Genomic DNA, 25,315 nt, shown 5'->3' with positions numbered 1-25,315 from the left:
GCCCGCCCTTTCGTCATTTGATATGGGTCAAATTTATGAAAGCGTTACATTTTGGAGCAGGTAACATCGGTCGCGGTTTTATCGGTAAGTTACTGGCTGATGCCGGTATCGAACTGGTCTTCGCGGATGTGAATCAGGTGGTTCTGGATGCCCTTAACGCCCGTCATGAGTATCCGGTTCATGTGGTTGGCGAGCAGGCAAAAGTCGAAATCGTTACCGGCGTTAGCGCAGTGAACAGCACCAGCGACGACATCGTCACGCTGATTGCTGAGGTTGATATCGTTACCACGGCGGTTGGTCCGCAGATTCTGGAGCGCATCGCGGGCGGTGTGGCGAAGGGGCTGGCCAAACGCAGCGACAACGGTAATGTCCGTCCGCTGAATATCATCGCCTGTGAAAACATGGTGCGCGGCACCAGTCAGTTGAAGCAGCACGTTCTGAAAGCGCTGCCAGAACAGTATCACGCGTGGGTTGAAGAGCACGTTGGCTTCGTCGACTCCGCCGTTGACCGCATCGTGCCGCCATCTGAGGCCGGCAGCAACGATCCGCTGGAAGTGACAGTCGAAACCTTCAGCGAATGGATTGTCGATAAAACGCAGTTCAAAGGTGAATTGCCAAACATTCCTGGCATGGAGCTGACTGATAACCTGATGGCATTTGTCGAGCGCAAACTCTTCACGCTGAATACCGGCCATGCCATCACCGCGTATCTTGGCCAGTTAGCTGGCCACGCCACCATCCGTGATGCGATTCTGGATGAAAAAGTGCGTGCCGTGGTGCAGGGTGCGATGCAGGAGAGCGGCGAGGTGCTGATCAAGCGCTATGGCTTTGATGCCGACAAGCACGCCGCTTACATCCAGAAAATCCTCACTCGTTTCGAAAATCCGTACCTGAAAGATGATGTTGAACGTGTTGGCCGCCAGCCGCTGCGTAAACTCAGCGCGGGCGATCGTCTGATCAAACCCACGCTCGGCACCCTTGAGTACCACCTGCCACACGCCAACCTGGTGCAGGGTATTGCTGCCGCGATGCACTACCGCAGCGAAGCCGATCCGCAGGCGCAGGAACTGGCTGCCCTGCTGGCTGAAAAAGGCCCGCAGGCAACGCTGGCCGAGATCTCTGGACTGGAAGCCAATAGCGAAGTGGTCACCTCAGTGGTGAGTGCTTACAACGCTATGGCATAATGCGCGCCTTTTAATAGCTCACTCGGGCGCGGTGCCAACCGTGCCCGTCGGCGGTAGCGGAACGATGCAGGCAATAATGGAAGAGAAGCAAGCTTTTGAAAACCGGGTGCTTGAGCGCCTGAACGCCGGTCGATCGGTGAGAAGCTTCCTGATCGCCGCCGTTGAGCTATTGGCTGAAGCGGTCAACCTGCTTGTGTTGCAGGTTTTCCGTAAAGACGATTATGCCGTAAAGTACGCGGTTGAACCGCTGCTGCTCGGTGACGGTCCGCTGGGCGAGCTATCGGTGCGTTTGAAACTGATTTACGGTTTGGGCGTGATTAATCGCCATGAATATGAAGATTGTGAGCTGCTGCTGGCGCTGCGTGAAGAACTCAATCACGACACCAGCGACTACCGCTTTACTGACGATGAGATTCTGGGGCCATTTGGTGAACTGCACTGCGTTGTAGCGTGGCCGCCACAACCTGACTTCACCCGGGATGACGAAGCATTACGCAGTATGCAGCAGCAGCGCTATCTGCAAATGGTGCGATCCACCATGGTGCTGTCGCTCACCGAGCTGATATCGCGCATCTCCCACAAGCAAGCCTTCAAGAAGCCGGCCGTTTAGGGGCACTGTCGCGGTCGAATCCGCCCCGCTGCAAAATCGCCCCGTTTTGATGTATCCTTTGCCTGTTTTCCTTAACGAGTTTCCCCTGATGAAAGAACAAGAAAAAGCCGAGATCAAACTGCTCAGTGATCAACTGGACGCATTGAATCGCAAAGAACCCCAGCTGCTGGAATCTGGCGATGCCGAAAAACTCGGCGAGCTGCTGCGTGAAAAAGAGAAGCTGGTGCAGGAAATTGAACGTCTGCGCAGTGTTCGCGATGAGAAACTGAGTAAAGAAGCGCAACAGCTGCTGAAGCTGGGTTTCAGCCGTGAGATCACCAGGAAAGAACAAGCCAACATGGGCGCATTTAAGAAGAGCGTGCGCGGCCTGGTGGTGGTGCATCCAATGACCGCGCTGGGACGTGAGATGGGGCTGAAGGTGATGACCGGCTACGCGAAGCAGCCGTTCTGATACCCGATTACGCGGCGTGTGATACGTCGCGTTCCACGCTCTGTTCCTGCACTGCTTCAACCCCTGCCACGGGTTCAACCCCTGCTGCCAGCAATACCTGGGTGTTTAACGCATCCAACAGTGCATAGCGACGACGATACTCCGCACGTTTCTTACTGGCGATCTCTTCCAGTGCTTTCCTTTCCATCTGCAGCGGCAACGTAAACAGGTCGTCGGCACGGGCTTCACCGCCCAGTGACAGCCAGAACTCGCTGTAGCTGGCAAAGAACTTATCACCTTTACTGTGGCGATAACGCATGCTGCGGAACACATGCGTGGTATCTCCTACTGCGCAAATCGCTTGCACGCCACATTGTTGCGCCAGAATAAATACCGCTTCCATTAACAGACGTTTCGGGAATACGCCATGTGCGGCTTTGGTTGCATCGCGGATAACATCATTTGAGATGTGTTTGCGCGGCCCCTGCAATCCACCAATCAATAATGTGCGCTTGCCCTTTTCCTGAATAATGGAAAAAGAGAGCGAGGCAATATTCATGGTTTGATAATGCAGTGTCAGAGTTATTTCACCTTCACGGTCAAAATGTCCTGGGCAGCAATTAATAGCAAACACCTCATCATTTTTTCCGTTAAAAGTGGCAATCACATTTAACACCGGACTCAGCAGTAACTGGCGCAGTTTGGCATTATCCAGTTGATCCATCAGCGTGTAATGGTCAAGCAGTGCCTGCGCACGTTGTGCCACGCTAAAGCCTGCGCGCAGGTAAGGGCGATGCGGTTTAGCCGGCAGCAAACCCTGCATTTTCAGCAGTTGCGGCAGAAACGGCAGTTTCGCTAATGCGTTAAGGTAATTAAATGTCGTAACCGGAAAGATGAAAGACCTTAAAGCAAATTTAAAGCGGAACATACTGCTATTCCATAACTTATCAGGTCTGACGTTGCCGCTAATTAACGGCAAAAACAGAGATGCCGACGAATCTTTATTCGCCACAGGGGTAGTGATAGTAGACATAGTTATTTTACTTTCGTGTGATCAACTGCGGCTACTGTATGCCCCAAATTATCAACGGCAGGTTAATAACGAACGTAACGGTATTGTCAGCAGAGGTAATCTCGAAGTGGTTTAAGAAGTGTTTAGCTTTCGTAAAGAAAAAAACCGGTGAAGCAGCTTCACCGGTTCTGTGCGTTGGCTATCGCCTGAACTTACTTAGCAGCAGCGAAACGTGCAGCTGCTTCGTCCCAGTTCACCACGTTCCAGAACGCTTTGATGTAGTCAGGACGTTTGTTCTGATACTTCAGGTAGTAAGCGTGTTCCCACACATCCAGACCAATGATTGGCTCACCGGATGCGCCAGAAATGGCTTCGCCCATCAGTGGGCTGTCCTGGTTTGCGGTTGAAACCACAGCCAGCTTGTCGCCCTTTTTCACCAGCCACGCCCAGCCTGAACCGAAACGGGTGGTAGCGGCTTTCTCGAACTCAGCCTGGAAAGCTTCAACGCTGCCGAAATCTTTTTCGATAGCGGCTTTCAGTTCGCCTTGCAGGCTGGTGCCCAGTTTCAGGCCTTTCCAGAAGAAGCTGTGGTTAGCGTGGCCGCCAGCGTTGTTACGCAGTGGGCCTTTTTTGTCTGCTGGCAGCTGATCCAGTTTAGCGATCAGTTCTTCAACCGGCAGGTTAGCGAATTCGGTACCTTCCAGCGCTGCATTGGCGTTGTTAACGTAAGCCTGGTGGTGTTTAGAGTGATGGATTTCCATCGTCTGCTTGTCGAAGTGTGGTTCCAGTGCGTCGTACGCGTAAGGCAGGGATGGCAGTGAATAACTCATGTTCTTCCTCTCCATTTAGTGTTTTGCAGCATCACCATATCAGGGTGCCGCGTAAGCAGTCGGATCATTATAGTTAAAATCATGATCGGTAAAAGGGTTATCAATGCCTTAGTAATGATAAGGATTTGATGAATCTGGGAAAAGCACCGCACGCAGAGTCACATCTCAAGCACACGATGCCGCAGGATTACATCTTGTGCGTGCTGGCACGCAGCTTGAGCTGTACCGGCAGTTCGTTGATGGCAGGTGGCTCATCGCCCTTCAATGCGGAGAGTAAGCGCTTGCCCGCCGTGCGCCCCATCTCTTCATAAGGCAGGACAACGCTGGTGAGCGGCGGTGAGCAGACTGCTGCCAATGGGCCGCCACCGATGCTGGCAATCGCCAGCTGGCTGGGAATTGAGATACCTGCGGCGTGGCAAGCCATGATGGCACCGCACGCCACTTCATCGCTGGTACAAATCAGCACATCCAGTTCCGGCCAGGTCAGCCGGATCTCCGCCAGCAGGCTATGTCCTGCGGCAAAGGTCGGCATTTTCGGCGAGGTCACCACGCGGTGCGGCGCCTGATTAGATGCCAGCATGCCGCTGTGCCAGCCATTCAGCAGTTGGCGGAAAATCGTGGTATTGGTTTGCGTGCATAGCAAGCCGAGATGGCGATAGCCGCGTTCCACCAAACTCTGCACCAGCTGGCGAATCGCTTTAGCGTAATCGACACCAATGCTAATACCCGCAGATTCCTGATGCACCCCGCCGATATCCATCACCGGCAGGCCGGAATTACTCAGCAAACGGTGGGCTTCGGCGGCATTGTCGAAGTTGAAATGCACCATGGCGGCCGGATTGTAAGAGAGCAACATCTCAATTAATTCGCTCTCTTCCGCCGCCGAGTGGTTAGCTTCCGCCAGCATCATGTTGTAGCCCTGCGGACGCAAGATCTCCTGCAGCGCTTCCGACACAATCGCGCTGCCCGGCGTGGCGAAAGAAGGCACCACCATGGTGACTAGCTTCGACGATGCCGACGCCAGATTACGCGCCTGGATGTTCGGCACATAGGCCAACTCGGTGACGGCCGCATCAATTTTGGTGCGAATTTCAGGTGAGACTTTCTCCGGCATGCGCAACGCACGTGATGCCGTCATGGTGCTCACGCCGACCAAACGGGCAACATCGGCCAGTGTGCTTTTGCCGGTACCGCGCCGTTTTTTTTCTGCCATGCCTTCTCCTAACTGACTCGCTACAAATGCCCGCAAGCAGCTTAAAACCAAATGCGTCAACGTGCCACGTTAATCACCACAGATTCGGGCACACCTCACCTGCTGAGGATTTTCAGATTCTCGGAGCATGTCAGGTGCTTGCAACGATGACAAACGGACTGCACAAAAATGTTAGCGATAACACAGTTTTTAACAACACCTGTGTTAGCGCTAACTTTTGCGACAATCATCACAGAAAAGCGTTGAGAAAATCACCTAAAGTGCACTCCATCGACGAATAACCAGGAATTACTGATGCTCACTCAATGGCTGACACCGCAACATATCCGCATCGTAGAACAGGTCAGCGACTGGCAGGACGCGGTACGTTTATCCGCTGAGCCGCTGCTGGCCGAAGGGGCGATCACCCCGGCTTACCTCGATGCCATCTTTACTTCGCATGCCGAACTGGGACCTTACTACGTACTGGCACCCGGCCTGGCGATGCCGCATGCCCGTCCGGAACAGGGTGCGCGTAAGAATGGCTTGTCGTTGCTGCATGTGAAGAACGGTGTGAGCTTTGCAGCGGATGAAAACGATCCGGTGCATGTGGTGATTATGCTGTGCGCCGTTTCCGGCGACGATCATATCCAGATGATCACAGCATTAGCCGAAGTATTCAGTGACGAATCTCGCCTGCAGCAATTGCTGACGGCGGCAACCCTACCAGCGATTGAAGCTGTTATTACAAATTAACCACCAGAGAATCCTATTATGAAAAAAGTCCTGATTGTGTGCGGTAATGGTTTAGGCAGCAGCTTTATTGTGGAAATGAACGTGAAGAAAATTGTGGTGGAATTAGGGAAAGAGGCCGAAGTGGGCCATACCGATTTAACCACGGCGAAATCTGAACAGGCCGACCTTATTATCAGCGCCAAAGATATTGCCGATCAGTTATCCGGGCATAGCGCGCAGGTATTTGGTCTGACGAATTTATTAGATAACGCCAAAATTAAAGAAATCCTGGCGGAAAATCTGTAATAGCCCGATTTTACTCACATGGAGTAATTATGCTGCAATTTATCATCAAGGATGTTCTCGGAACACCCGCAATACTTGTCGGCCTTTTTTCCCTGATTGGTTTATTACTGCAAAAGAAACCGGTGTCGGATGTGATTTCTGGCACGCTGAAAACCATCATGGGCTTTGTGATTCTCATCGCAGGGGCCAACCTGATTGCGGCAACACTGACCATTTTCAGCCAGCTGTTTGAGCACTCGTTTAATATTCAGGGTGTCGTGCCAAATACTGATGCGATGGCCGCGCTAGCGCAGAAGAGTTACGGTACTGAAACCGCGATGATCATGGTGTTCGGTATGCTGGTGAACATCCTGCTGGCGCGTATCACCCCGCTGAAGTACATCTTCCTGACCGGTCATCACACGCTGTATATGTCGGCGATGCTGGCGGTGATTCTTTCCGTCGGCGGCGTACATGGCTTCTGGCTGGTGCTAATCGGTTCACTGATTCTCGGCACCATGATGGTGGTGTGCCCGGCGATTCTGCAGCCGTTCACACGTAAAATCACCAATTCGGACGATCTGGCGCTCGGCCACTTTGGCTCAACCGGTTATCTGCTGTCTGCGCTGGTCGGTAAAGCAGTGGGCAAAGGCAGTCCATCCACCGAAGAGTTGAAGGTGCCGAAAACCCTCAACTTCCTGCGTGATTCCTCGGTCGCGATTTCGCTGACCATGATGATTCTGTTTATCGCGCTGGTGTTGGTGGCGGGTAAAGAGTTCACCGAAAGCCAGGTGAGCGGCGGTCAGAACTTCATCGTGTTCGCGATTATTCAGTCCATCACCTTTGCGGCGGGCGTTTATATCATCCTCGCCGGTGTGCGTATGGTGATTGCCGAGATCGTGCCGGCCTTTAAAGGCATCGCAGATAAGTTAGTACCGAACGCCAAACCGGCGTTGGACTGCCCAACCGTGTTCCCGTTCGCGCCGAATGCCGTGATCATCGGCTTCCTGTGCAGTTTCTCCGCCGGTCTGATCAGCATGTTCCTGTGCCCATTGTTTGGTCTGAGCGTGATTGTTCCTGGTCTGGTGCCCCACTTCTTCTGCGGTGCCACCGCGGGTGTATACGGCAACATCACGGGTGGACGTCGTGGCGCGGTAGTCGGCTCCTTTGTACAAGGGCTGCTGATCTCCTTCCTGCCGGCGATTCTGCTGCCGCTGATGGGCGACCTGGGCTTTGCCTCGACCACCTTCGGCGACGCGGACTTCGGTATTGTCGGCATCGTACTCGGCCACATTATTTCGTTCTTCCATTGATGTCATAACACAGCGCCTGCGGGCGCTGTTTATGTAATGAGGAAAAAACCATGAACGCTCAATTTTCACCGTCATTAATGTGTATGGATCTCACCCGCTTTCGTGAACAGATCGAAGCGATGAATAGTACTGCGGCTTTTTATCATGTCGATATTATGGATGGCAGCTACGTTAAAAATATTACGTTATCGCCGTTCTTTATTGAGAACCTGCGTAAAATCACCGATGTGCCAATTGATGTGCATTTAATGGTCAATCACCCGGAAGATATTATTCCAATGTGCATTGAGGCGGGGGCGGATATTATTAGCTTCCATCCCGAAACCGCAAATAACAAAATATTCCGCCTGCTGACTCAAATCAAAGAAGCGGGCCGTCGCTGCGGCGTGGTATTAAACCCGGCGACACCTGCCGAGAGCATTCGTGAGTATGCACATCTGCTGGATAAGGTTACGGTGATGTCGGTGGATCCTGGCTTTGCGGGGCAGAAATTTATTCCGGAGACGCTGAACAAGATTCGCCAGCTGATTGCCATGCGCGAAGAGCACGGTTATCACTATCTGACCGAGATTGATGGTTCCTGCAATGCGCGCACCTTTAAGCAGATTGCAGCTTCTGGTGTGGATGTGTTTATCGTTGGCACGTCAGGTTTGTTCAATCTGGATGACGATGTGGCGCAGGCGTGGCAGAAGATGGAAAGTATTTTTGCCGAGGAAACGGCAGCCGCGTAATCCTTTCCAGGTGCGCATCCACGTGCACATTGAGTGAAACGTGCAGATTCTCAGCCGGGTCGCCAGGAATGGCGACCCGCTTCATCTTCCTGATACTGCTTTGGGGCAACCTTAGCCTTTTACCGACCCAGCTCGGTCAGTGACTTATCCAGCGCACCCACCAGCCAATCAATATCCGATTCCTGGAACGCCAATGGTGGACGCAGCTTCAGCACGTTGCCGTACGGACCGGCCACCGACGTCAGCACATGGTGATCGCGCAGCTTCTCGGTGAGATCCAGCGCAAGCGCTTTATCCGGCGTTTTGCTGGTGCGGTCCTGCACCAGTTCGAAGCCGATAAACAGCCCCGCTCCGCGCACATCGCCAATGCTTTCATGGCGATCCATTAACTTCTGCAACTCGGCGAGCAGTTTGGCACCCACCACGCGACTGTGCTCTTGCAAGCCCTCTTCTTTAATCACCGTCAGGACCGCCTGCGCCGCCGCCATAGCAACCGGGTTACCGCCAAAGGTGTTGAAGTAAGGGATATCGTCACTAAACGCCGCCAGCACATCACTCTTCGCCAGCAGGCCGGAAACCGGAATGCCGTTACCCATCGGCTTACCCGTGGTCACCACATCCGGCACCACGCCGTGACGGGCAAAGCCCCAGAACGCATCGCCAGTACGACCAAAGCCAGGCTGCACTTCATCCGCAATGAAGATACCGCCATTAGCGTGCACCACATCCACCGCTTTCTGCAGGAAGCCGCGTGGATTCGGTAACACACCATCGGAAGAGAAGATCGAATCCGCGAGGAAGCCAGCAAATTTAATGCCGTGTGCTTTCATGTCATCGATCTGTTTCTGAATTTCGTTGGCAAACCATTCGCCGAGATCCGGTGCGTTGACGCGGTAAGCATCGGGTGGCGAAACCAAACGCGTGGTGGCCGCCAGTGGCTGACCGCTGCCTAGTGCCGGGGAGACGCCAGACGTGAGATCGCTGGTGCCGTGATAGGCCTCCTGCGACACGATAATGCCCGTGCCGCCGCTGAAAGCACGCGCCACACGGATCGCCAAATCGTTAGCTTCCGACCCGGTGCACATATACATGGCACGGTCGATGGCGTCTGGCGTGGTTGCCAGCAGCTCTTCGGTGTAATCGAGAATGCGTTCGTGCAGATAACGGGTGTGGGTGTTCAGCATCTTCATCTGCTGATTCACCGCTTCGATCACCGCCGGATGGCAGTGGCCAATACTGGCCACATTGTTGTACACATCGAGATATTTGTTACCTGCAGCATCCCACAGATACTGCCCTTCACCGCGTACCAGATGCACCGGCTTACGATAAAACAGGCGATACGACTCGCCCAACACTTTGCTGCGCTTGTCCGTCAGCTGGCGGGTTGCTGCATCCAGACCGTCGGCGTGCTCAGCACGAAAACTGTTGGTGTCCATGATGGTGGAACGTGTAGCCATGGTAACTCCCGTTGCGAAGGTGAAAGGGGTGCATGATGTGTGACCGTTGTCACCATCATGCCTGCTTTAACGAGAAATGCAACCAAATACACAAATACAACCAAATACACATGACGCCGTGATGACACTCAGGTAAGCTTAGGCTCAGATTATTACGCTACAGGGAAAAGTCATGCTGCAGGAAACCCGCTTACACCGCATTCGAGCCCTGCTGACCACGCAGCATCAGGTCAGCACCGAGCGCATTATCAATGAGCTGGGTATTTCACGGGAAACGGCACGGCGAGACATTATTGAGCTGGAAGCGCAGGGTTTAGCACGACGGGTGCACGGCGGTTTAGTCGCGGTAGATAGCCAGACGGAAGCACCGCTGCAAGTGCGCCGCAGTGCTCAAGCCAAAGAGAAACGTGCGATTTCCGTGGCGGCCGCACAGCACTTGCAGCCGGGCCAGACGCTGTTTCTGGATGCCGGCACCACCACCACCATGCTGGCGGAGCAGCTGCGCAGCATGGCCGGCTTAACCATTATCACTAACAGTTTGCAGGCTGCACAGGCGCTAAGCGCCGCCGAAGAACATGAAACGCTGAATAATCAGGTGATTTTGCTCGGTGGGATGATGATGGCAGGTGCACAGCAGACGCGCGGCGAAATCACGGTCAGCGAGATTTACCGCTATCGCGCCGACGTTGCCCTGCTGTCGCCGGTTGGCATTGATGCTAAAAACGGCGCCAGCAGTTTCCATCCACACGAAGCGGCGATTGCCCGCGCCATGGTGCAGCAGGCTGCGCGCACCTTCTTACTGGCAGATCACAGCAAGCTGGGGGTGATCAGCCGCACGGTGTACGCGCCGATTGGAGAAGTGGATTTGCTTATTTGCGACAGCGGCCCCGCCAAAGCAGGCGCATTAGCTGCGCTCCAGCAGGCGCTGCCACAGGTACAGGTGGTTTAAACCAGGCGCTGCGGATGGCTGTACACCGTGGCGCGTCCCGGCTTACTAAACCCTATCAGCGTTAAATGACAACGCTCGGCGACCTCAACGGCGAGCTGGGTCGCAGCGGATACCGCAAATAAAATCTCCACGCCGCACATCGCGGACTTTTGCACCATCTCATAGCTGGCGCGACTGGAGACCAGCACCGCGCCCTGCTGCCACGGCTGCTGGCTACGATGCCCCAGCAGTTTATCCAGCGCCACATGGCGACCCACGTCTTCGCAGCCACCGAGCAATTCCCCCTGCGGCGACATCCATGCCGCCGCGTGCGTGCATCCGGTGAGATTGCCGATGGGTTGGTAATTGCGCAGTTGCGCCAGCCCGCTATCGAGGTTTGCCAGATCGAAGGTTTGGGTAAACGGCAACGGCTGCAGCGGTTTACCAATCTGGTCGAGTTGTTCCACGCCGCACACGCCACAGCCGGTTCTGCCCGCCATGGCACGGCGCTGCTCTTTTAGCGCCATAAAGCGTCGGCTGGAGAGTTCGATCTGCACTTCAATACCGTTGCAGCCGGGCACCACATCCATGCCGAAAATCTCATCAGGCTTCTCAATAATGCCTTCTGAGAGTGAGAAACCGAGCGCAAACGCCTCAAGATCGTTGGGCGTGGCCATCATCACCACATGGGAAATGCCGTTATACACCAGCGCGATCGGCACCTCTTGTGCCAGCCAGTCGGTTTCAGACGTGCTGATATCACGCCGCTGACGTACCGGCGCCTGCACTGCGCCTGAGATCTCAATCACACTCTGATGACTTTCCTGTGCTTTGACTTTCACTTTGCTCGCCTCGGACAACAACCCTATTAAAGCAGTGGTATTATTCTACTGCTATTCTCACACTGTTAGTTGGGTCATTGTGAATCTCGGCCCAACGCATCACAAAAAATTTTTGCCCGTCATGCGGATGGTGGCAAGGCAGCAAGCCCCTTCAAACCGGGAGCTTACACCCGTAAGCGACAGAAACGAATGGGTGAAGGTCATATAGCGACCATTTGTACGACGCAGGCAAATTGTAGCAATGTCGACTCAAGGATTATTCATGAACGTCAGCCGAAGAAAATTCTTCAAAATCTGTGCTGGCGGTATGGCAGGGACATCGGCAGCACTCCTCGGCTTTACGCCAGAGGTGGCGCTGGCGGAAACGCGACAGTACAAGCTGCTGCGTGCCCGCGAAACCCGCAACACCTGCACTTACTGCTCAGTGGGCTGTGGCTTATTAATGTATAGCCTCGGTGACGGCGCGAAAAACGCCAAAGAGACCATTTTCCACATTGAAGGCGATCCGGATCATCCGGTGAGTCGTGGTGCATTGTGCCCCAAAGGCGCTGGCCTGCTGGATTTTGTCCACAGTGAAAGCCGCCTGCACTACCCCGAATACCGCGCGCCAGGCTCCGATAAATGGCAGCGCATCAGCTGGGACGATGCCTTTGACCGTATCGCGAAACTGCTGAAAGCCGACCGCGACGCCAACTTTATCGCGCAAAACGCCGCAGGTGTTACCGTCAACCGCTGGCTCTCATCAGGCATGCTGTGTGCATCCGCATCCAGCAATGAAACTGGCTATTTAACCCAAAAATTTACCCGATCGCTCGGCATGTTAGCGGTCGACAACCAGGCACGCGTTTGACACGGACCAACGGTAGCAAGTCTTGCTCCAACATTTGGTCGCGGTGCGATGACCAACCACTGGGTCGACATCCGTAATGCCAATCTGATCGTTGTGATGGGTGGCAACGCCGCTGAAGCGCATCCTGTGGGATTCCGCTGGGCGATGGAAGCCAAGATTCACAACAAAGCCAAATTGATTGTTATCGATCCTCGCTTCACGCGTACGGCATCGGTGGCAGACTTTTACACGCCGATTCGTTCCGGCACCGACATTGCTTTCCTGTCGGGCGTGCTGCTGTGGCTGCTGCAAAATGACAAAATTCAGCATGAATATGTGCAGGCGTACACCAACGCCAGCCTGATAGTGCGCGAAGACTATCATTTTGATGACGGCCTGTTCAGCGGCTACGACGAAGCCAATCGCAAGTATGACAAAACCAGCTGGAACTATGAGCTGGGCGATGACGGCTTTGCCAAACGTGATGACAGCCTGCAACATCCACGCTGTGTGTGGAATCTGCTGAAACAGCACGTCAGCCGCTACACACCAGAAATGGTGTCACGCATCTGCGGCACGCCGAAAGAGGACTTCCTGCACGTCTGCGAGCTGATCGGTGAGACCAGCGCGCGCGATCGCACCACCTCATTCCTGTATGCGCTCGGCTGGACACAGCATTCTGTCGGTGCGCAAAACATCCGCACTATGGCGATGATCCAGCTGCTGCTCGGCAACATGGGCATGGCCGGCGGCGGCGTCAACGCCCTGCGCGGTCACTCCAACATTCAGGGGCTCACCGATCTCGGCCTGCTGTCGCAAAGTTTGCCAGGTTATATGACATTGCCGTCGGAGAAACAGACCGATCTGCAAAGCTATCTCGCGGCCAACACGCCGAAACCGACGCTACCCGGCCAGGTGAACTACTGGGGTAACTACCCGAAATTCTTTGTCAGCATGATGAAGGCCTTTTTTGGAGACAAAGCGCAAGCAGAGAACAGCTGGGGATTCGACTGGTTGCCGAAGTGGGACAAAGGCTACGACGTTTTGCAGTACTTCGAGATGATGTCGCAGGGCAAAGTGAATGGCTATCTTTGCCAGGGCTTTAACCCGGTGGCCTCATTCCCGAACAAACGCAAAGTGATCGATTCACTGTCGAAGCTCAAGTTCCTGGTGACCATCGACCCGCTCAACACCGAAACCTCGACCTTCTGGCAAAACCACGGTGAGTTTAACGATGTCGATCCGGCGAAGATTCAGACCGAAGTGTTCCGCCTGCCCTCCACCTGCTTCGCGGAAGAGAATGGCTCCATCGTCAACTCCGGACGCTGGCTGCAGTGGCACTTCAAAGGTCAGGATGCGCCAGGCGAAGCGCTGAACGATGGCGAAATTCTCTCCGGCATTTACAGCCGTCTGCGAAAAATGTACGCCAGTGAGGGCGGTGCCTTGCCCGAACAGGTGCTGAACATGACGTGGAACTACCAGACGCCTGATAACCCGGCTTCGGAAGAAGTGGCGATGGAGAGCAACGGCAAAGCGCTGGCGGATGTGTTCGATGACAAAGGCACGTTGCTGGTGAAAAAAGGCCAGCAGCTCAGCAGCTTTGCGCAGTTGAAAGATGACGGCAGCACCAGCAGCGGCTGCTGGATTTTTGCGGGCAGCTGGACGCCAGATGGCAACCAGATGGCGCGGCGTGATAACACCGATCCGAGTGGATTGGGCAATACGCTGAACTGGAGTTGGGCATGGCCGCTCAACCGTCGCATCCTCTACAACCGCGCATCGGCCGATCCACAGGGCAATCCGTGGGATCCGAAACGGCAAATCCTCAAGTGGGATGGCAGTAAATGGGGCGGCATGGATATTCCGGACTACAGCGCCGCCGCACCGGGTAGCAATGTGGGGCCGTTTATCATGCAGCCAGAAGGCATGGGCCGCCTGTTCGCGCTCGACAAAATGGCTGAAGGTCCGTTCCCGGAACACTACGAGCCGTTTGAAACGCCACTCGGCACGAATCCACTGCATCCGAACGTCATTTCGAACCCGGCAGCACGCGTGTTCAAAGACGATCTGGCGGCGATGGGTAAAGCCGAGCACTTCCCGTATGTCGGCACCACGTATCGTCTCACCGAGCATTTCCACTACTGGACCAAACACGCGTTACTCAATGCCATCGCGCAGCCGGAGCAGTTTGTGGAGATTGGTGAGAAGCTGGCCAACAAGCTGGGCATCGTGCAGGGCGATACGGTGAAAGTGAGCTCCAATCGCGGTTACATCAAAGCCAAAGCGGTGGTCACCAAACGCCTGCGCCCACTTGATGTGGATGGCAAAACCGTCGATACCGTCGGCATTCCGATTCACTGGGGCTATCAAGGCATTGCGAAGAAAGGCTTTATCGCCAATACCCTGACGCCGTTTGTCGGTGATGCCAACACGCAAACGCCCGAGTTTAAGGCGTTCCTGGTTAACGTTGAGAAGGTGTAGGAGAACGTAGATGGCTTATCAATCACAAGACATTATCCGCCGCTCCGCCACCAATGGTTTCACGCCTGCCCCGCAGGCGCGTAATCATCAGCAGGAGGTGGCGAAGCTGATCGACGTCACCACCTGCATCGGTTGCAAAGCCTGCCAGGTGGCGTGTTCAGAGTGGAACGACATCCGCGATGAGGTTGGGCATAACGTTGGGGTGTATGACAACCCAGCGGATCTGACCGCCAAATCCTGGACGGTGATGCGCTTCTCAGAAGTGGAGGAGAATGGCAAGTTAGAGTGGCTTATCCGCAAGGATGGGTGCATGCACTGCGCCGATCCCGGCTGCCTAAAAGCCTGTCCGTCCGAAGGTGCGATTATTCAGTACGCCAACGGCATCGTCGATTTTCAGTCCGAGCAGTGCATTGGCTGCGGCTACTGCATTGCCGGCTGTCCGTTCGACGTGCCGCGCCTGAATAAAGACGACAACCGCGTGTATAAATGCACGCTGTGTGTCGATCGTGTCAATGTTGGCCAGGAACCGGCGTGCGTCAAAACCTGCCCGACCGGCGCGATTCATTTCGGCAGTAAAACCGATATGCAGGCGCTGGCGGCAGAACGCGTGGCGGAGCTGAATACGCGCGGCTATGACAATGCGGGCTTGTACGATCCGGAAGGCGTCGGCGGCACGCATGTCATGTACGTGCTGCATCATGCTGATAAACCGCAGCTGTATCATGGTTTGCCAGAAAACCCGAGCATCAGTCCGGCGGTCACCTTCTGGAAAGGTATCTGGAAACCGCTGGCGGCCATCGGTTTCGCCGCCACCTTCGCTGCCTCGGTATTCCACTATGTCGGCGTCGGGCCGAACCGGGTGGAAGAGGATGAGGACGAGAACCTGCACGAAAAAGAGGAGCGCGAATGATGAAAAAGCGCGATCGTCTGGTGCGCTACAGCGCACCGGAACGCATCAATCACTGGATTGTAGCGTTCTGTTTTGTTCTGGCAGCCCTGAGCGGGCTGGGTTTCTTCTTTCCCTCCTTTAACTGGCTGATGCACGTTTTGGGCACGCCACAACTGGCGCGCATCCTACATCCCTTTGTCGGCGTGGTGATGTTTGCTGCTTTTCTGATCATGTTTTTGCGCTACTGGAAACAGAATCTGATCAATCGCGAAGACCTGCTCTGGGCGAAAAACATCAATAAGATCGTACGCAATGAAGAGGTGGGTGATACCGGCAAATACAACTTCGGGCAGAAGTGTGTGTTCTGGGCTGCTATCATCAGCTTAGTCTTGCTGCTGGCGAGCGGAGTGGTTATCTGGCGTCCTTACTTTGCAGGCGCCTTTGCGATTCCGCTGATTCGCGCCGCTTTGGTGGTGCATTCGGTCTCAGCTGTGGCATTGATCGTGGTGATTATGGTGCACATTTATGCGGCCCTGTGGGTCAAAGGTACCATTACCGCCATGGTTGAGGGCTGGGTGCCGGCCGCGTGGGCAAAGAAACATCATCCACGCTGGTATCGTGAGCAGCGCCAACGCCAAACACAACAGGAAAAACGTCCCTGATGAGTATTCGCATTATCCCGCAGGACCAGCTGGAGAAAGGCGAAAAAAACACGGCGGAACAGGTTCCGCCGCTGCTTTTCCCTCGGCTGAAAAATCTGTACAGCCGCCGTGCAGCGCGTTTACGTGAGCTGGCAGCGAAGAATCCGCTGGGCGATTATCTGCGCTTTGCTGCCGTGATCGCGCAGGCGCAAGACATCGTGCTGTACGATCATCCGCTGCAACTCGATTTGCGCCAGCGTTTGGCCGAAAGCGCCGAACAGGGCAAGCCGCCGCTCGATATTCACACCTATCCCCGCGATGCCCACTGGCAGCGTCTGCTGCATTCGCTGATTGCCGAGCTGAAGCCCGAGATGAGCGGCCAGGCATTGGCGGTGCTGGAGAACCTGGAAAAAGCCTCCTCTTCCGAGCTGGAAGGCCTGGCCAGTGCGCTACTGGAGGGTGATTTTGCGCAGGTCAGCAGCGATAAAGCCCCGTTTATTTGGGCAGCGCTTTCGATCTATTGGGCGCAGATGGCAGCGCTGATCCCAGGCAAAGCCCGCGCAGAATACGGCGAGCATCGCCAGTTCTGCCCGGTGTGCGCCAGCGTGCCGGTGACCAGCGTGGTGCATATGGATGTGGGCCAGCAGGGGCTGCGTTATCTACACTGTAATCTGTGTGAAAGTGAATGGTATGTGGTGCGCAGTAAGTGCTCCAACTGCGAGCAAACGCGCGACCTGCACTATTGGTCACTCGACAGCGAAAGAGCCGCAGTGAAAGCCGAAAGCTGTGGTGACTGCGGCACCTATCTGAAGATGTTGTATCAGGAGAAGGATCCGGCGGTGGAACCGGTGGCCGATGACCTGGCCTCACTGGTGCTGGATGCGCGTATGGAGCAGGAAGGCTTTGCGCGCAGCAGCCTGAATCCATTTATGTTTCCTGGGGATTGAGCAAATTGCCGCTTTCCTACGAACTGTCGCGGCACGATTTATCGCGCTGTTTTTGAGCCAGACAACAACGTGTAATAAATCGCGCCGCTACAATTTGTGTACCTATCTCTGTCGCAAAGGAAACACCTGATGAAACTGATTGGCAGCTACACCAGCCCTTTTGTCCGCAAAATTTCAGTGATCCTGTTGGAAAAAGGCCTGGTGTTCGAATTTGTTAACCAGTCGCCTTGGGTGGAAGACAGCCACGTGCCGCACTATAACCCGCTGGGCAAAGTGCCTGCACTGGTAGACGATAACCATCTCACCTGGTTTGATTCTTCGATTATCGCCCAGGTCATTGAGCTACGCGGTGATGCCCCTGCTCTGTTGCCGGATGACGCCCTGCTCGCTCTGCAGGTACGTCAGCTGGAAAAGCTCGCCGATGGCATCAACGATGCCGCCGTGATGATTGTGCGCGAACAGATGCGCCCCGGCGATCAACAATCCGAAGAAGTGCTAATGCGTAATCGCGAGAAAATTTTGCGTGGGTTGGATGCGCTGGAAACGGCGGCGGCCCAGGGTGAACTCTTGAACAGCGGTACGCTCAATCTGGCCGACATCGCCACTGGCTGCATGATTGGTTATCTCAACTTCCGCCGGGTGCTGCCTAACTGGTGCGTGAACCGCCCGGCATTGATCAAGCTGGCCGATACGTTGTTTGCGCGGGAGAGTTTTGCCCGCACCGTTCCGCCTTCCAGCTAAGCTAAGCCACCCGATGAAAACACTGTATTCACAACTGCCTGCTATCGACAGCCTGCTGCGCGATCCCGCGATGCAGCCGCTGCTGCTGCAGACGGGCACCGCGTTTACCACCCGCCAGCTGCGCGCCATGCAGCAAGAAGCACGCACGCATATTCAACAGCATCAAACTTTACCCGGCTGGCATCTTAACTGGCCAGAGGAAGCGCAGCGCCGCGCGCAACAGCAGCAACAAAGCGCGCTGCGTCCGGTGTTCAATCTCACCGGCACGGTGCTGCACACCAACCTGGGCCGTGCGCAGTTAAGCACGCGCGCGATTGAGGCGGTCACTGCCTGCTTGCGCCAGCCGGTCACGCTGGAATATGCGCTGGATGATGCGTCACGTGGCCATCGCGATCGTGCGGTGAGTGCGCTGCTGTGTGAACTGACGGGGGCTGAAGCGGCCTGTATTGTGAATAACAATGCCGCCGCCGTGTTGCTGATGCTGGCAGCACTGGCGCCAGGTCGCGAAGTGATTGTCTCACGCGGTGAGCTGGTCGAAATCGGCGGCGCATTCCGCATCCCCGATGTGATGCGCCAGGCGGGCTGCCAGCTGGTTGAAGTCGGCACCACTAATCGTACCCATCTGAAAGATTATCGTGCTGGCATCAGCGACAACACCGGTTTGTTGATGAAGGTGCATACCAGCAACTACCAGATTCAGGGCTTCACCCATGCGGTAGCGGAAGCCGAGCTGGTGGCGTTGGCGGCGCAACATCAGCTGCCGGTGATCACTGATTTAGGCAGCGGTTCGCTCATCGACATGACCGCTTTTAATTTGCCCGCCGAGCCGATGCCGCAACAGCTGATTGCCGCCGGTGTGGATCTGGTGAGTTTTTCCGGCGATAAACTGCTGGGCGGCCCGCAAGCGGGGATTATCGTCGGCAAACAGGCGCTTATCGATCGGCTGCAACAGCATCCGCTCAAGCGTGCTTTGCGCGTGGATAAAATGACGCTGGCTGCGCTGGAAGCCACTTTGCAGCTTTATCGCCAGCCGGAAACATTGCGCGAAGCGCTGCCCACCCTGCGCTTGTTGACGCGATCGTCACACGAGATTTTGCAGCAGGCCGAACGGCTGATGCCTGCGCTGGAACACGCCTATGGCGCTGATTTTTCCCTTAATATCGCCGCCTGCTCGTCGCAAATCGGCAGCGGTTCATTACCCGTTGAACGCTTACCGAGTTTTGCCATCACGTTTAGCCCACGTGAATCTCACGGCAGCTCGCTGGATGCACTGGCGCAGCGCTGGCGTGCATTATCACAACCGGTGATTGGCCGCATCCAGGAAGGAAGACTGTGGCTGGATTTACGCTGCCTTGAAGATGAAGCGGCGCTGATACGGACCTTAACCACATGATTATCGCCACCGCTGGACACGTCGATCACGGTAAAACCGCACTGCTACAGGCGTTAACCGGTGTCGATGCCGATCGCCTGCCTGAGGAGAAACGGCGCGGCATGACCATCGATCTTGGCTATGCCTACTGGCCGCAACCGGATGGCCGCGTTGTGGGCTTTATCGATGTGCCAGGACACGAGAAATTCCTCGCCAATATGCTGGCGGGCATCGGCGGTATTCATCATGCACTGCTGGTGGTAGCGTGCGACGACGGTGTGATGCCGCAAACGCGTGAGCATCTGCAACTGCTAAGCCTGGTCGGGCAACCCCCGCTTAGCGTGGCGTTGACCAAAGCGGATCGCGTCGACGCCGTCCGTATCGCTGAAGTGCAGCATCAGGTGGCGGAGTTGACGCAGCAACTGGGCTGGCTGGCAGTACCGCAATTTGTCACCAGCAGTACCACCCAGCAAGGCATCGACGCGCTGCGCCAGCACTTGAGTGAACTACGCGCACCGGATGTCGATATGGGTCGCCGCTTCCGCCTCGCCATTGACCGCGCGTTTACCCTCAAAGGCAGCGGATTAGTGGTCACCGGCACCGCCCTGGCGGGTGAAGTCAGCGTGGGTGATACGTTGTGGCTCAGCCGCCTCAATTTGCCCGTGCGCGTGCGTTCGCTGCATGCGCAGAATCAGTCGGTAACGCGTGCGCAGGCTGGAGAACGTATCGCGCTGAATATCGTCGGCGATGTGGAGAAAGACCAGATTGCGCGCGGTGACTGGCTGCTGGCACAACCGCAACCTTCGGGCACCCAGCGACTGATCGTGGCGCTGCGTTTGCTACAGCCGTTAAGAAATCCCTCGCAGCCGGTACATCTTCACCATGCCGCCAGTCATGTGACTGGCCGACTTAACCTGATTGCGGGCGAACTGGCGGAGCTGGTGCTCAACGAGCCGCTGTGGCTGGCGGAAAACGATCGGCTGATTATCCGCGACAGCAATGCACAACTCACGCTCGGTGGCGGACGAGTGCTGCTGCTGAACAGCAAGAAACGCGGCAAGCGCCATCCTGATTATCTTGACTGGCTGCAACAGCTGGCGGCGGCGGAAGCCGATGAAGAGAGTCTGCAGTCGCACCTGGCTCAGCAACCCATCGACATGGCCGAGCTGAGTTGGGCACGCCAGCTGAGTGACGATGCACTCAACAACCTGCTGGACAAGGTGGCGCCCGTGCGACTCGGCAGCGCCATCATGGCTGTGGAACAGGCCAATGACTGGCAGCAGCGACTGCTGGAAGCGCTCACCGCGTTTCATCAGCAGCACCCTGAAGTGCCGGGCATTGGTCGCGATCGCTTGCGTCGCGTGGCTCTCCCCCACCAGCCGCCGGAACAGGTTATCGCATTGATCGATCGGCTGCTTTCACAAGGCCAGTTGCAGCACCGGCAAGGCTGGTTGCATTTGCCGGATTTCGAACCGCGCTTCAATCCCAAGGAAGAAGCACTGTGGCAGCAGGTTGGTCCGCTGTTTGGTGACCAGCCGCTATGGGTACGCGATATCGCACTGGCCACCCAGCAAGATGAAGAAACCATTCGCAGCCTGCTGCTCTCCGCCGCGCGTCTCGGTCATATCACGGCGATCGTGCGCGATCGCTATTACCGCAGTGACCAGATCCAGATCTTCGCCGATCTGATTCGCCAGCGTGACGCCAACGGTGGCAGCACCAGCGCCGCCGATTTCCGCAATCAGCTCGGTACCGGGCGTAAAATCGCGGTACAGATTCTGGAATTCTTCGACCGCAGCGGTTTCACCCGCCGTCGTGGCAACGATCACCTGCTGCGCGATGCCCGCCTGTTCGACACCAGCGCTTAATCCTTCGCGTTGCTTCGCAGTTGTCGCTGTAACTGCGCTGCAACGCCGATTCCGCATTGCTCAAAAATGTGCCAGGATGTAAGAATATTTCTTACATTGGGGCACGATGATGGCACGTACCATGACAATCGATTTAGGTGATGAACTGCGCGAGTTTGTTGAATCTCTGGTGGCTTCCGGTGATTACCGTACTCAAAGCGAGGTGGTGCGCGACTCGCTGCGTTTACTGCGTGAGAAGCAGGCGGCGTCGAAGCTGGAGGCGCTAAAAGAATTGGTAAGACAAGGATTCGAGAGCGGTCCTGGTAAAGAGTGGGACCATGAAGATTTTCTGAGACGAGCAAAAGCCAGGGTGGGCATTTATGAAAAGGATGATCACGATAAAACCGGAAGCTGATGCCGATTTGATGAAAATCTGGATTTACGGATACTGGAATTTTGGGGAGCAACTCGCAGACGCTTACAACCTTAAATTTTCCCAGCTCTTCGATAAAATTGCCCTGTTCGATTTAGGGCGAAAACGGCCTGATTTAGGTTATCAAATCTATTCACTTTCCTTCGGTCAGCACATTGTGATTTACCGTGCTGAGGTTGATGAGATCTTTATTGGGTGCATCTTGCACCACTCCCAGGAAGTCAGCGCCGAATTTTAAAAACAAAAAGGGACGATTTCTCGTCCCTTCGGTTCACTTCAACACATCGCTTACTGCAGCAGAGAGATATCCGCGACCTGCAGGAACAGTGCGCGCAGTTGCGCCAGCAGTGTCAGGCGGTTAATACGCACTTCCGCTTCATCGGCGTTAACCATCACGTTGTCGAAGAAGTTATCGACCGCTTCGCGCAGCTGCGCCAGTTCCACCAGCGCATCCTGATAACGGCCTTCCGCGAAGTACGGCTGCAACTTGTCGCCTAGTGCCGTCACGAAAGTCGCCAGCTGGATCTCGGCGTTCTCTTTCAGCAACGATGCCTGCACGCTGTCGTTGAGGGTTTCGGTGGCTTTCGCCAGGATGTTGGACACACGCTTGTTGGCCGCAGCCAGCGACGATGCCGCTTCCAGCGTACGGAAATGGGAAACCGCTTTCATGCGCGCATCGAAGTCCGCCGGGCGGGTTGGACGACGTGCCAGCACGGCCTGAATGGTGTCGACGCTGTGGCCCTCTTCCTGATACCAGGTACGGAAACGACCCAGCATGAAGTCGATCACTTCATCCACCACTTTGCCGTTGCTCAGCTTGCTGCCGTAGAGACGCACCGCTTCTTCGGTCAGCGTTTGCAGATCGAGTGGCAGGTTCTTCTCAACGATAATACGCAGCACGCCCAGCGCAGCACGGCGCAGTGCGAACGGGTCTTTATCGCCTTTTGGATGCTGACCAATGCCGAAGATGCCCGCAAGGGTATCCATCTTGTCGGCAATCGCGACAGCACAAGCCACGAGGTTCGATGGCAGTGCATCACCGGCAAAGCGCGGCTGATACTGCTCGTTCAGCGCCACCGCGACATCTTCGGCTTCGCCATCATGACGTGCATAGTGCATGCCCATCACGCCCTGCGTATCGGTGAACTCGAAGACCATGTTGGTCATCAGGTCACACTTCGACAGCAGGCCCGCGCGGGTGGCGTGGTTCACATCGGCACCAATCTGAGCGGCAATCCAGCCCGCCAGCGCCTGAATGCGGTCCGTTTTATCACGCAGCGTACCCAGCTCTTTCTGGAACAGTACGGTCTCGAGACGCGGCAGGTTATCTTCAAGACGCTTTTTACGGTCAGTGTTGAAGAAGAACTCGGCATCGGCCAGACGCGGGCGCACGACCTTTTCGTTACCGGAGATGATTTGCTGCGGGTCTTTGGATTCGATGTTGGTGACGAAGATAAAGTTTGGCAGCAATTTACCGTCAGCGGAGTACACCGGGAAGTACTTCTGGTCACCCTTCATGGTGTAAACCAGCGCTTCAGCAGGCACCGCGAGGAACTTCTCTTCGAATTTCGCGGTGAGCACCACTGGCCACTCCACCAGCGAGGCCACTTCTTCCAGCAAGCTGTCGCTCAGATCGGCGATACCGCCCAACTGCTGCGCCGCCGCTTCCGCATCGGCTTTGATTTTGGCTTTACGGGTCGCAAAATCAGCCACCACTTTGCCGCGCTCCAGCAGCAATTGCGGATACTGATCGGCGTTGTCGAGTGTGAACTCTGACTCGCCCATAAAGCGGTGGCCGCGAATCACGCGATCGGACTGAATACCGAGAATCGTCGCCGGGATCAGCTCATCGCCCAACAGCAGCGTCACAGTATGTACCGGACGGACAAACTGCACGTCGCTTGCGCCCCAGCGCATCAGTTTTGGAATCGGCAGCTTGCTTAGTGCGGTTGCCACCATCGCGGGCAGCAGTGCCTGAGCACTCTCGCCTTTCACTGAAGCGCGATGCACCAGCCATTCGCCTTTATCCGTGCTCAGACGCTCAGCCTGATCCACGGTGATGCCGTTACCGCGCGCCCAACCTTCGGCTGCTTTGGTGGCATTGCCATCGGCATCAAACGCAGCAGCAATCGCTGGGCCACGTTTTTCCACTTCACGATCGGCCTGCGCTGTGGCCAATTGGGCCACCTTCAGCGCCAGACGGCGTGGAGAGGCAAACCAGCTCACCTCGCCATGTGCTAAACCGGCGCTGTCCAGTTCTGCGGTAAAGTGCGCAGCAAAGGCTTCTGCCAGGCTACGCAGGGCTTTCGGAGGCAACTCTTCGGTGCCAATTTCCACCAGGAAAGTTTTATCGGTCATGGCTGCCTCTTACTTGTTTTTATTGCACATGGGGAAACCGAGCGCCTCACGAGACGCGTAATAGGCTTCCGCCACGGCTTTCGTCAGGGTGCGGATACGCAGGATATAGCGCTGACGCTCGGTTACCGAGATCGCCTTGCGTGCATCCAGCAGGTTAAAGCTGTGTGCCGCTTTCAGGATGCGCTCATAAGCTGGCAACGGCAGGGGTTTTTCCAGCGCCAGCAGCTGTTGCGCTTCTTTCTCATACTGCTCGAAGCAGGAGAACAGGAAGTCCACATCCGCGTACTCAAAGTTGTAGGTCGACTGTTCCACTTCGTTCTGGTGGAACACTTCACCGTAGGTGGTTTGGCCAAATGGGCCGTCGCTCCACACCAGATCGTAAACACTGTCGACGCCCTGGATATACATCGCCAGGCGCTCAAGTCCGTAAGTGATCTCACCCGTCACTGGCTTACACTCCATGCCGCCCACCTGCTGGAAGTAAGTGAACTGCGTCACTTCCATGCCGTTGAGCCACACTTCCCAACCCAGTCCCCAGGCACCCAGCGTTGGGTTTTCCCAGTTATCTTCCACGAAGCGAATATCGTGTACGGTCGGATCCAGGCCCAGCTCTTGCAGTGAACCCAGATACAGCTCCTGCAGATTGTCCGGGTTAGGTTTGATCATCACCTGGAACTGATAGTAGTGCTGTAAACGGTTCGGGTTTTCACCGTAGCGACCATCGGTAGGACGGCGTGAAGGCTGCACATAGGCGGTAGCCATCGGCTCTGGGCCAATGGCGCGCAGGCAGGTCATTGGGTGTGAAGTGCCAGCGCCCACTTCCATGTCCAGCGGCTGGACGATGGTGCAGCCCTGACGCGCCCAGTAATCCTGCAAGGTCAGGATCAGGCCCTGAAAGGTCTTGGTATCAAACTTTTGCATGTTGAGTACGCGATAAGGGTCGATTAAAAAAGAGTGCGACAGTATACCCTTTGACCGCGGATTGTGCAGCCGGAAATCCTGGCGCGCCGGGGAGTGGTTTTGCCACGGTTTAACCGGCTAAAACCTTGAGATAAGAAAATCGTATACGATTCAATCCAACACCTCCGCGAGCGCGTCACACCCTCACTTAACCCTTATTTTTCATAAAATTAACCACGCTAAAATCAAATCCTATTACGTGACAGGCATCACCTTTTCGACCCGATGGTCAAAAATCGCGCATTGACACTTGTATAATCGTATA

24 protein-coding genes are annotated in these 25,315 nt (G+C 55.5%); 17 read left to right on the top strand and 7 right to left on the bottom strand.

What is annotated here, in order from left to right:
- The first annotated feature begins 35 nt into the window (after positions 1-35).
- From mtlD to CRO33_RS13555, 3 genes are all read left to right on the top strand, one after another.
- On the top strand, positions 36-1,184 hold the full coding sequence (gene mtlD / locus CRO33_RS13565; protein WP_034827736.1) for a mannitol-1-phosphate 5-dehydrogenase: 1,149 nt from the start codon (positions 36-38) through the stop codon (positions 1,182-1,184).
- A 76-nt stretch (positions 1,185-1,260) separates the two neighbouring features.
- On the top strand, positions 1,261-1,794 hold the full coding sequence (locus CRO33_RS13560) for an MltR family transcriptional regulator (RefSeq protein WP_034827734.1): 534 nt from the start codon (positions 1,261-1,263) through the stop codon (positions 1,792-1,794).
- A gap of 88 nt (positions 1,795-1,882) precedes the next feature.
- Entirely contained in the window at positions 1,883-2,245 is a 363-nt protein-coding gene (locus tag CRO33_RS13555) for a YibL family ribosome-associated protein (RefSeq protein WP_097118472.1), read from the top strand.
- 7 nt (positions 2,246-2,252) lie between these two features.
- Here the strand turns inward: CRO33_RS13555 and CRO33_RS13550 are convergent, their stop codons facing one another.
- The 3 genes from CRO33_RS13550 to CRO33_RS13540 all read right to left on the bottom strand — a co-directional run bounded on the left by CRO33_RS13550 (position 2,253) and on the right by CRO33_RS13540 (position 5,279).
- Positions 2,253-3,257 (bottom strand): VirK/YbjX family protein, encoded by a 1,005-nt coding sequence (locus tag CRO33_RS13550; RefSeq protein WP_097118471.1) that lies wholly within the window; start codon positions 3,255-3,257, stop codon positions 2,253-2,255.
- 191 nt (positions 3,258-3,448) lie between these two features.
- Positions 3,449-4,066, bottom strand: coding sequence for a superoxide dismutase [Mn] (gene sodA / locus CRO33_RS13545; RefSeq protein WP_034827730.1), 618 nt, complete (start codon positions 4,064-4,066; stop codon positions 3,449-3,451).
- A gap of 187 nt (positions 4,067-4,253) precedes the next feature.
- Positions 4,254-5,279, bottom strand: coding sequence for a LacI family DNA-binding transcriptional regulator (locus tag CRO33_RS13540; RefSeq protein ID WP_097118470.1), 1,026 nt, complete (start codon positions 5,277-5,279; stop codon positions 4,254-4,256).
- Between the two features lie 294 nt (positions 5,280-5,573).
- On the opposite strand from CRO33_RS13540, the gene CRO33_RS13535 reads away from it, so the two are divergent.
- The 4 genes from CRO33_RS13535 to alsE are packed head-to-tail and all read left to right on the top strand — an operon-like array spanning position 5,574 to position 8,322.
- Complete coding sequence (locus tag CRO33_RS13535) at positions 5,574-6,014, top strand: PTS sugar transporter subunit IIA (protein ID WP_034827726.1); 441 nt, start codon at positions 5,574-5,576, stop codon at positions 6,012-6,014.
- Between the two features lie 18 nt (positions 6,015-6,032).
- Positions 6,033-6,299 (top strand): PTS sugar transporter subunit IIB, encoded by a 267-nt coding sequence (locus tag CRO33_RS13530; protein ID WP_097118469.1) that lies wholly within the window; start codon positions 6,033-6,035, stop codon positions 6,297-6,299.
- Between the two features lie 29 nt (positions 6,300-6,328).
- The gene (locus tag CRO33_RS13525) at positions 6,329-7,591 is read left to right on the top strand and encodes a PTS ascorbate transporter subunit IIC (protein WP_034827723.1); all 1,263 of its coding nucleotides are present in this window, start codon (positions 6,329-6,331) and stop codon (positions 7,589-7,591) included.
- Positions 7,592-7,641: 50 nt separating this feature from the next.
- The gene (alsE, locus tag CRO33_RS13520; protein WP_097118468.1) at positions 7,642-8,322 is read left to right on the top strand and encodes a D-allulose 6-phosphate 3-epimerase; all 681 of its coding nucleotides are present in this window, start codon (positions 7,642-7,644) and stop codon (positions 8,320-8,322) included.
- Between the two features lie 119 nt (positions 8,323-8,441).
- Here alsE and CRO33_RS13515 read toward each other — a convergent pair whose 3' ends face one another.
- Positions 8,442-9,782: an aspartate aminotransferase family protein gene (locus tag CRO33_RS13515; protein ID WP_034827718.1), complete on the bottom strand. Its 1,341-nt coding sequence runs from the start codon at positions 9,780-9,782 to the stop codon at positions 8,442-8,444.
- Positions 9,783-9,954: 172 nt separating this feature from the next.
- Here CRO33_RS13515 and CRO33_RS13510 point away from each other — a divergent pair, with 172 nt between their 5' ends.
- A complete protein-coding gene (locus CRO33_RS13510) occupies positions 9,955-10,731 on the top strand; it encodes a DeoR/GlpR family DNA-binding transcription regulator (RefSeq protein WP_097118467.1) in 777 nt (258 codons plus the stop codon).
- Here the strand turns inward: CRO33_RS13510 and fdhD are convergent.
- On the bottom strand, positions 10,728-11,510 hold the full coding sequence (gene fdhD / locus CRO33_RS13505) for a formate dehydrogenase accessory sulfurtransferase FdhD (protein ID WP_255253273.1): 783 nt from the start codon (positions 11,508-11,510) through the stop codon (positions 10,728-10,730). The two genes, CRO33_RS13510 and fdhD, sit on opposite strands and share 4 nt — an antisense overlap.
- Positions 11,511-11,814: 304 nt before the next feature.
- Here fdhD and fdnG point away from each other — a divergent pair, with 304 nt between their 5' ends.
- From fdnG to CRO33_RS13460, 9 genes are all read left to right on the top strand, one after another.
- Positions 11,815-14,862 (top strand): formate dehydrogenase-N subunit alpha, encoded by a 3,048-nt coding sequence (gene fdnG / locus CRO33_RS13500; protein WP_097118465.1) that lies wholly within the window; start codon positions 11,815-11,817, stop codon positions 14,860-14,862.
- A gap of 10 nt (positions 14,863-14,872) precedes the next feature.
- A complete protein-coding gene (fdxH, locus tag CRO33_RS13495) occupies positions 14,873-15,772 on the top strand; it encodes a formate dehydrogenase subunit beta (protein WP_097118464.1) in 900 nt (299 codons plus the stop codon).
- Entirely contained in the window at positions 15,772-16,413 is a 642-nt protein-coding gene (gene fdoI, locus CRO33_RS13490; protein ID WP_097118543.1) for a formate dehydrogenase cytochrome b556 subunit, read from the top strand. Before fdxH ends, fdoI begins: the two co-directional genes overlap by 1 nt.
- Complete coding sequence (gene fdhE / locus CRO33_RS13485; RefSeq protein ID WP_034827709.1) at positions 16,413-17,339, top strand: formate dehydrogenase accessory protein FdhE; 927 nt, start codon at positions 16,413-16,415, stop codon at positions 17,337-17,339. Before fdoI ends, fdhE begins: the two co-directional genes overlap by 1 nt.
- A 129-nt stretch (positions 17,340-17,468) precedes the next feature.
- Positions 17,469-18,080, top strand: a complete 612-nt coding sequence (locus CRO33_RS13480) for a glutathione S-transferase (RefSeq protein WP_034827706.1) — start codon at positions 17,469-17,471, stop codon at positions 18,078-18,080.
- 13 nt (positions 18,081-18,093) lie between these two features.
- Positions 18,094-19,473: an L-seryl-tRNA(Sec) selenium transferase gene (gene selA, locus CRO33_RS13475; RefSeq protein ID WP_097118463.1), complete on the top strand. Its 1,380-nt coding sequence runs from the start codon at positions 18,094-18,096 to the stop codon at positions 19,471-19,473.
- Positions 19,470-21,320, top strand: a complete 1,851-nt coding sequence (selB, locus tag CRO33_RS13470) for a selenocysteine-specific translation elongation factor (RefSeq protein WP_097118462.1) — start codon at positions 19,470-19,472, stop codon at positions 21,318-21,320. The genes selA and selB overlap by 4 nt, the downstream gene beginning before the upstream one ends.
- Before the next feature lie 109 nt (positions 21,321-21,429).
- Entirely contained in the window at positions 21,430-21,714 is a 285-nt protein-coding gene (locus CRO33_RS13465) for a type II toxin-antitoxin system ParD family antitoxin (RefSeq protein WP_097118542.1), read from the top strand.
- The gene (locus CRO33_RS13460) at positions 21,680-21,970 is read left to right on the top strand and encodes a type II toxin-antitoxin system RelE/ParE family toxin (RefSeq protein WP_097118461.1); all 291 of its coding nucleotides are present in this window, start codon (positions 21,680-21,682) and stop codon (positions 21,968-21,970) included. The genes CRO33_RS13465 and CRO33_RS13460 overlap by 35 nt, the downstream gene beginning before the upstream one ends.
- Before the next feature lie 50 nt (positions 21,971-22,020).
- Here the strand turns inward: CRO33_RS13460 and glyS are convergent, their stop codons facing one another.
- Positions 22,021-24,090 carry a glycine--tRNA ligase subunit beta gene (glyS, locus tag CRO33_RS13455; protein ID WP_097118460.1) on the bottom strand — a complete coding sequence of 690 codons (2,070 nt, stop codon included), beginning with the start codon at positions 24,088-24,090 and terminating at the stop codon, positions 22,021-22,023.
- A 9-nt stretch (positions 24,091-24,099) separates the two neighbouring features.
- On the bottom strand, positions 24,100-25,011 hold the full coding sequence (gene glyQ, locus CRO33_RS13450; protein ID WP_034827699.1) for a glycine--tRNA ligase subunit alpha: 912 nt from the start codon (positions 25,009-25,011) through the stop codon (positions 24,100-24,102).
- Between the last annotated feature and the right edge of the window lie 304 nt (positions 25,012-25,315).

The organism is Pantoea sp. GL120224-02, assembly GCF_900215395.1.
Taxonomy (GTDB): Bacteria; Pseudomonadota; Gammaproteobacteria; order Enterobacterales; family Enterobacteriaceae; genus Pantoea; species Pantoea communis.
The sequence above is the reverse complement of the archived record's forward strand: the minus strand, read 5'-3'. Positions and strand labels throughout refer to the sequence as shown.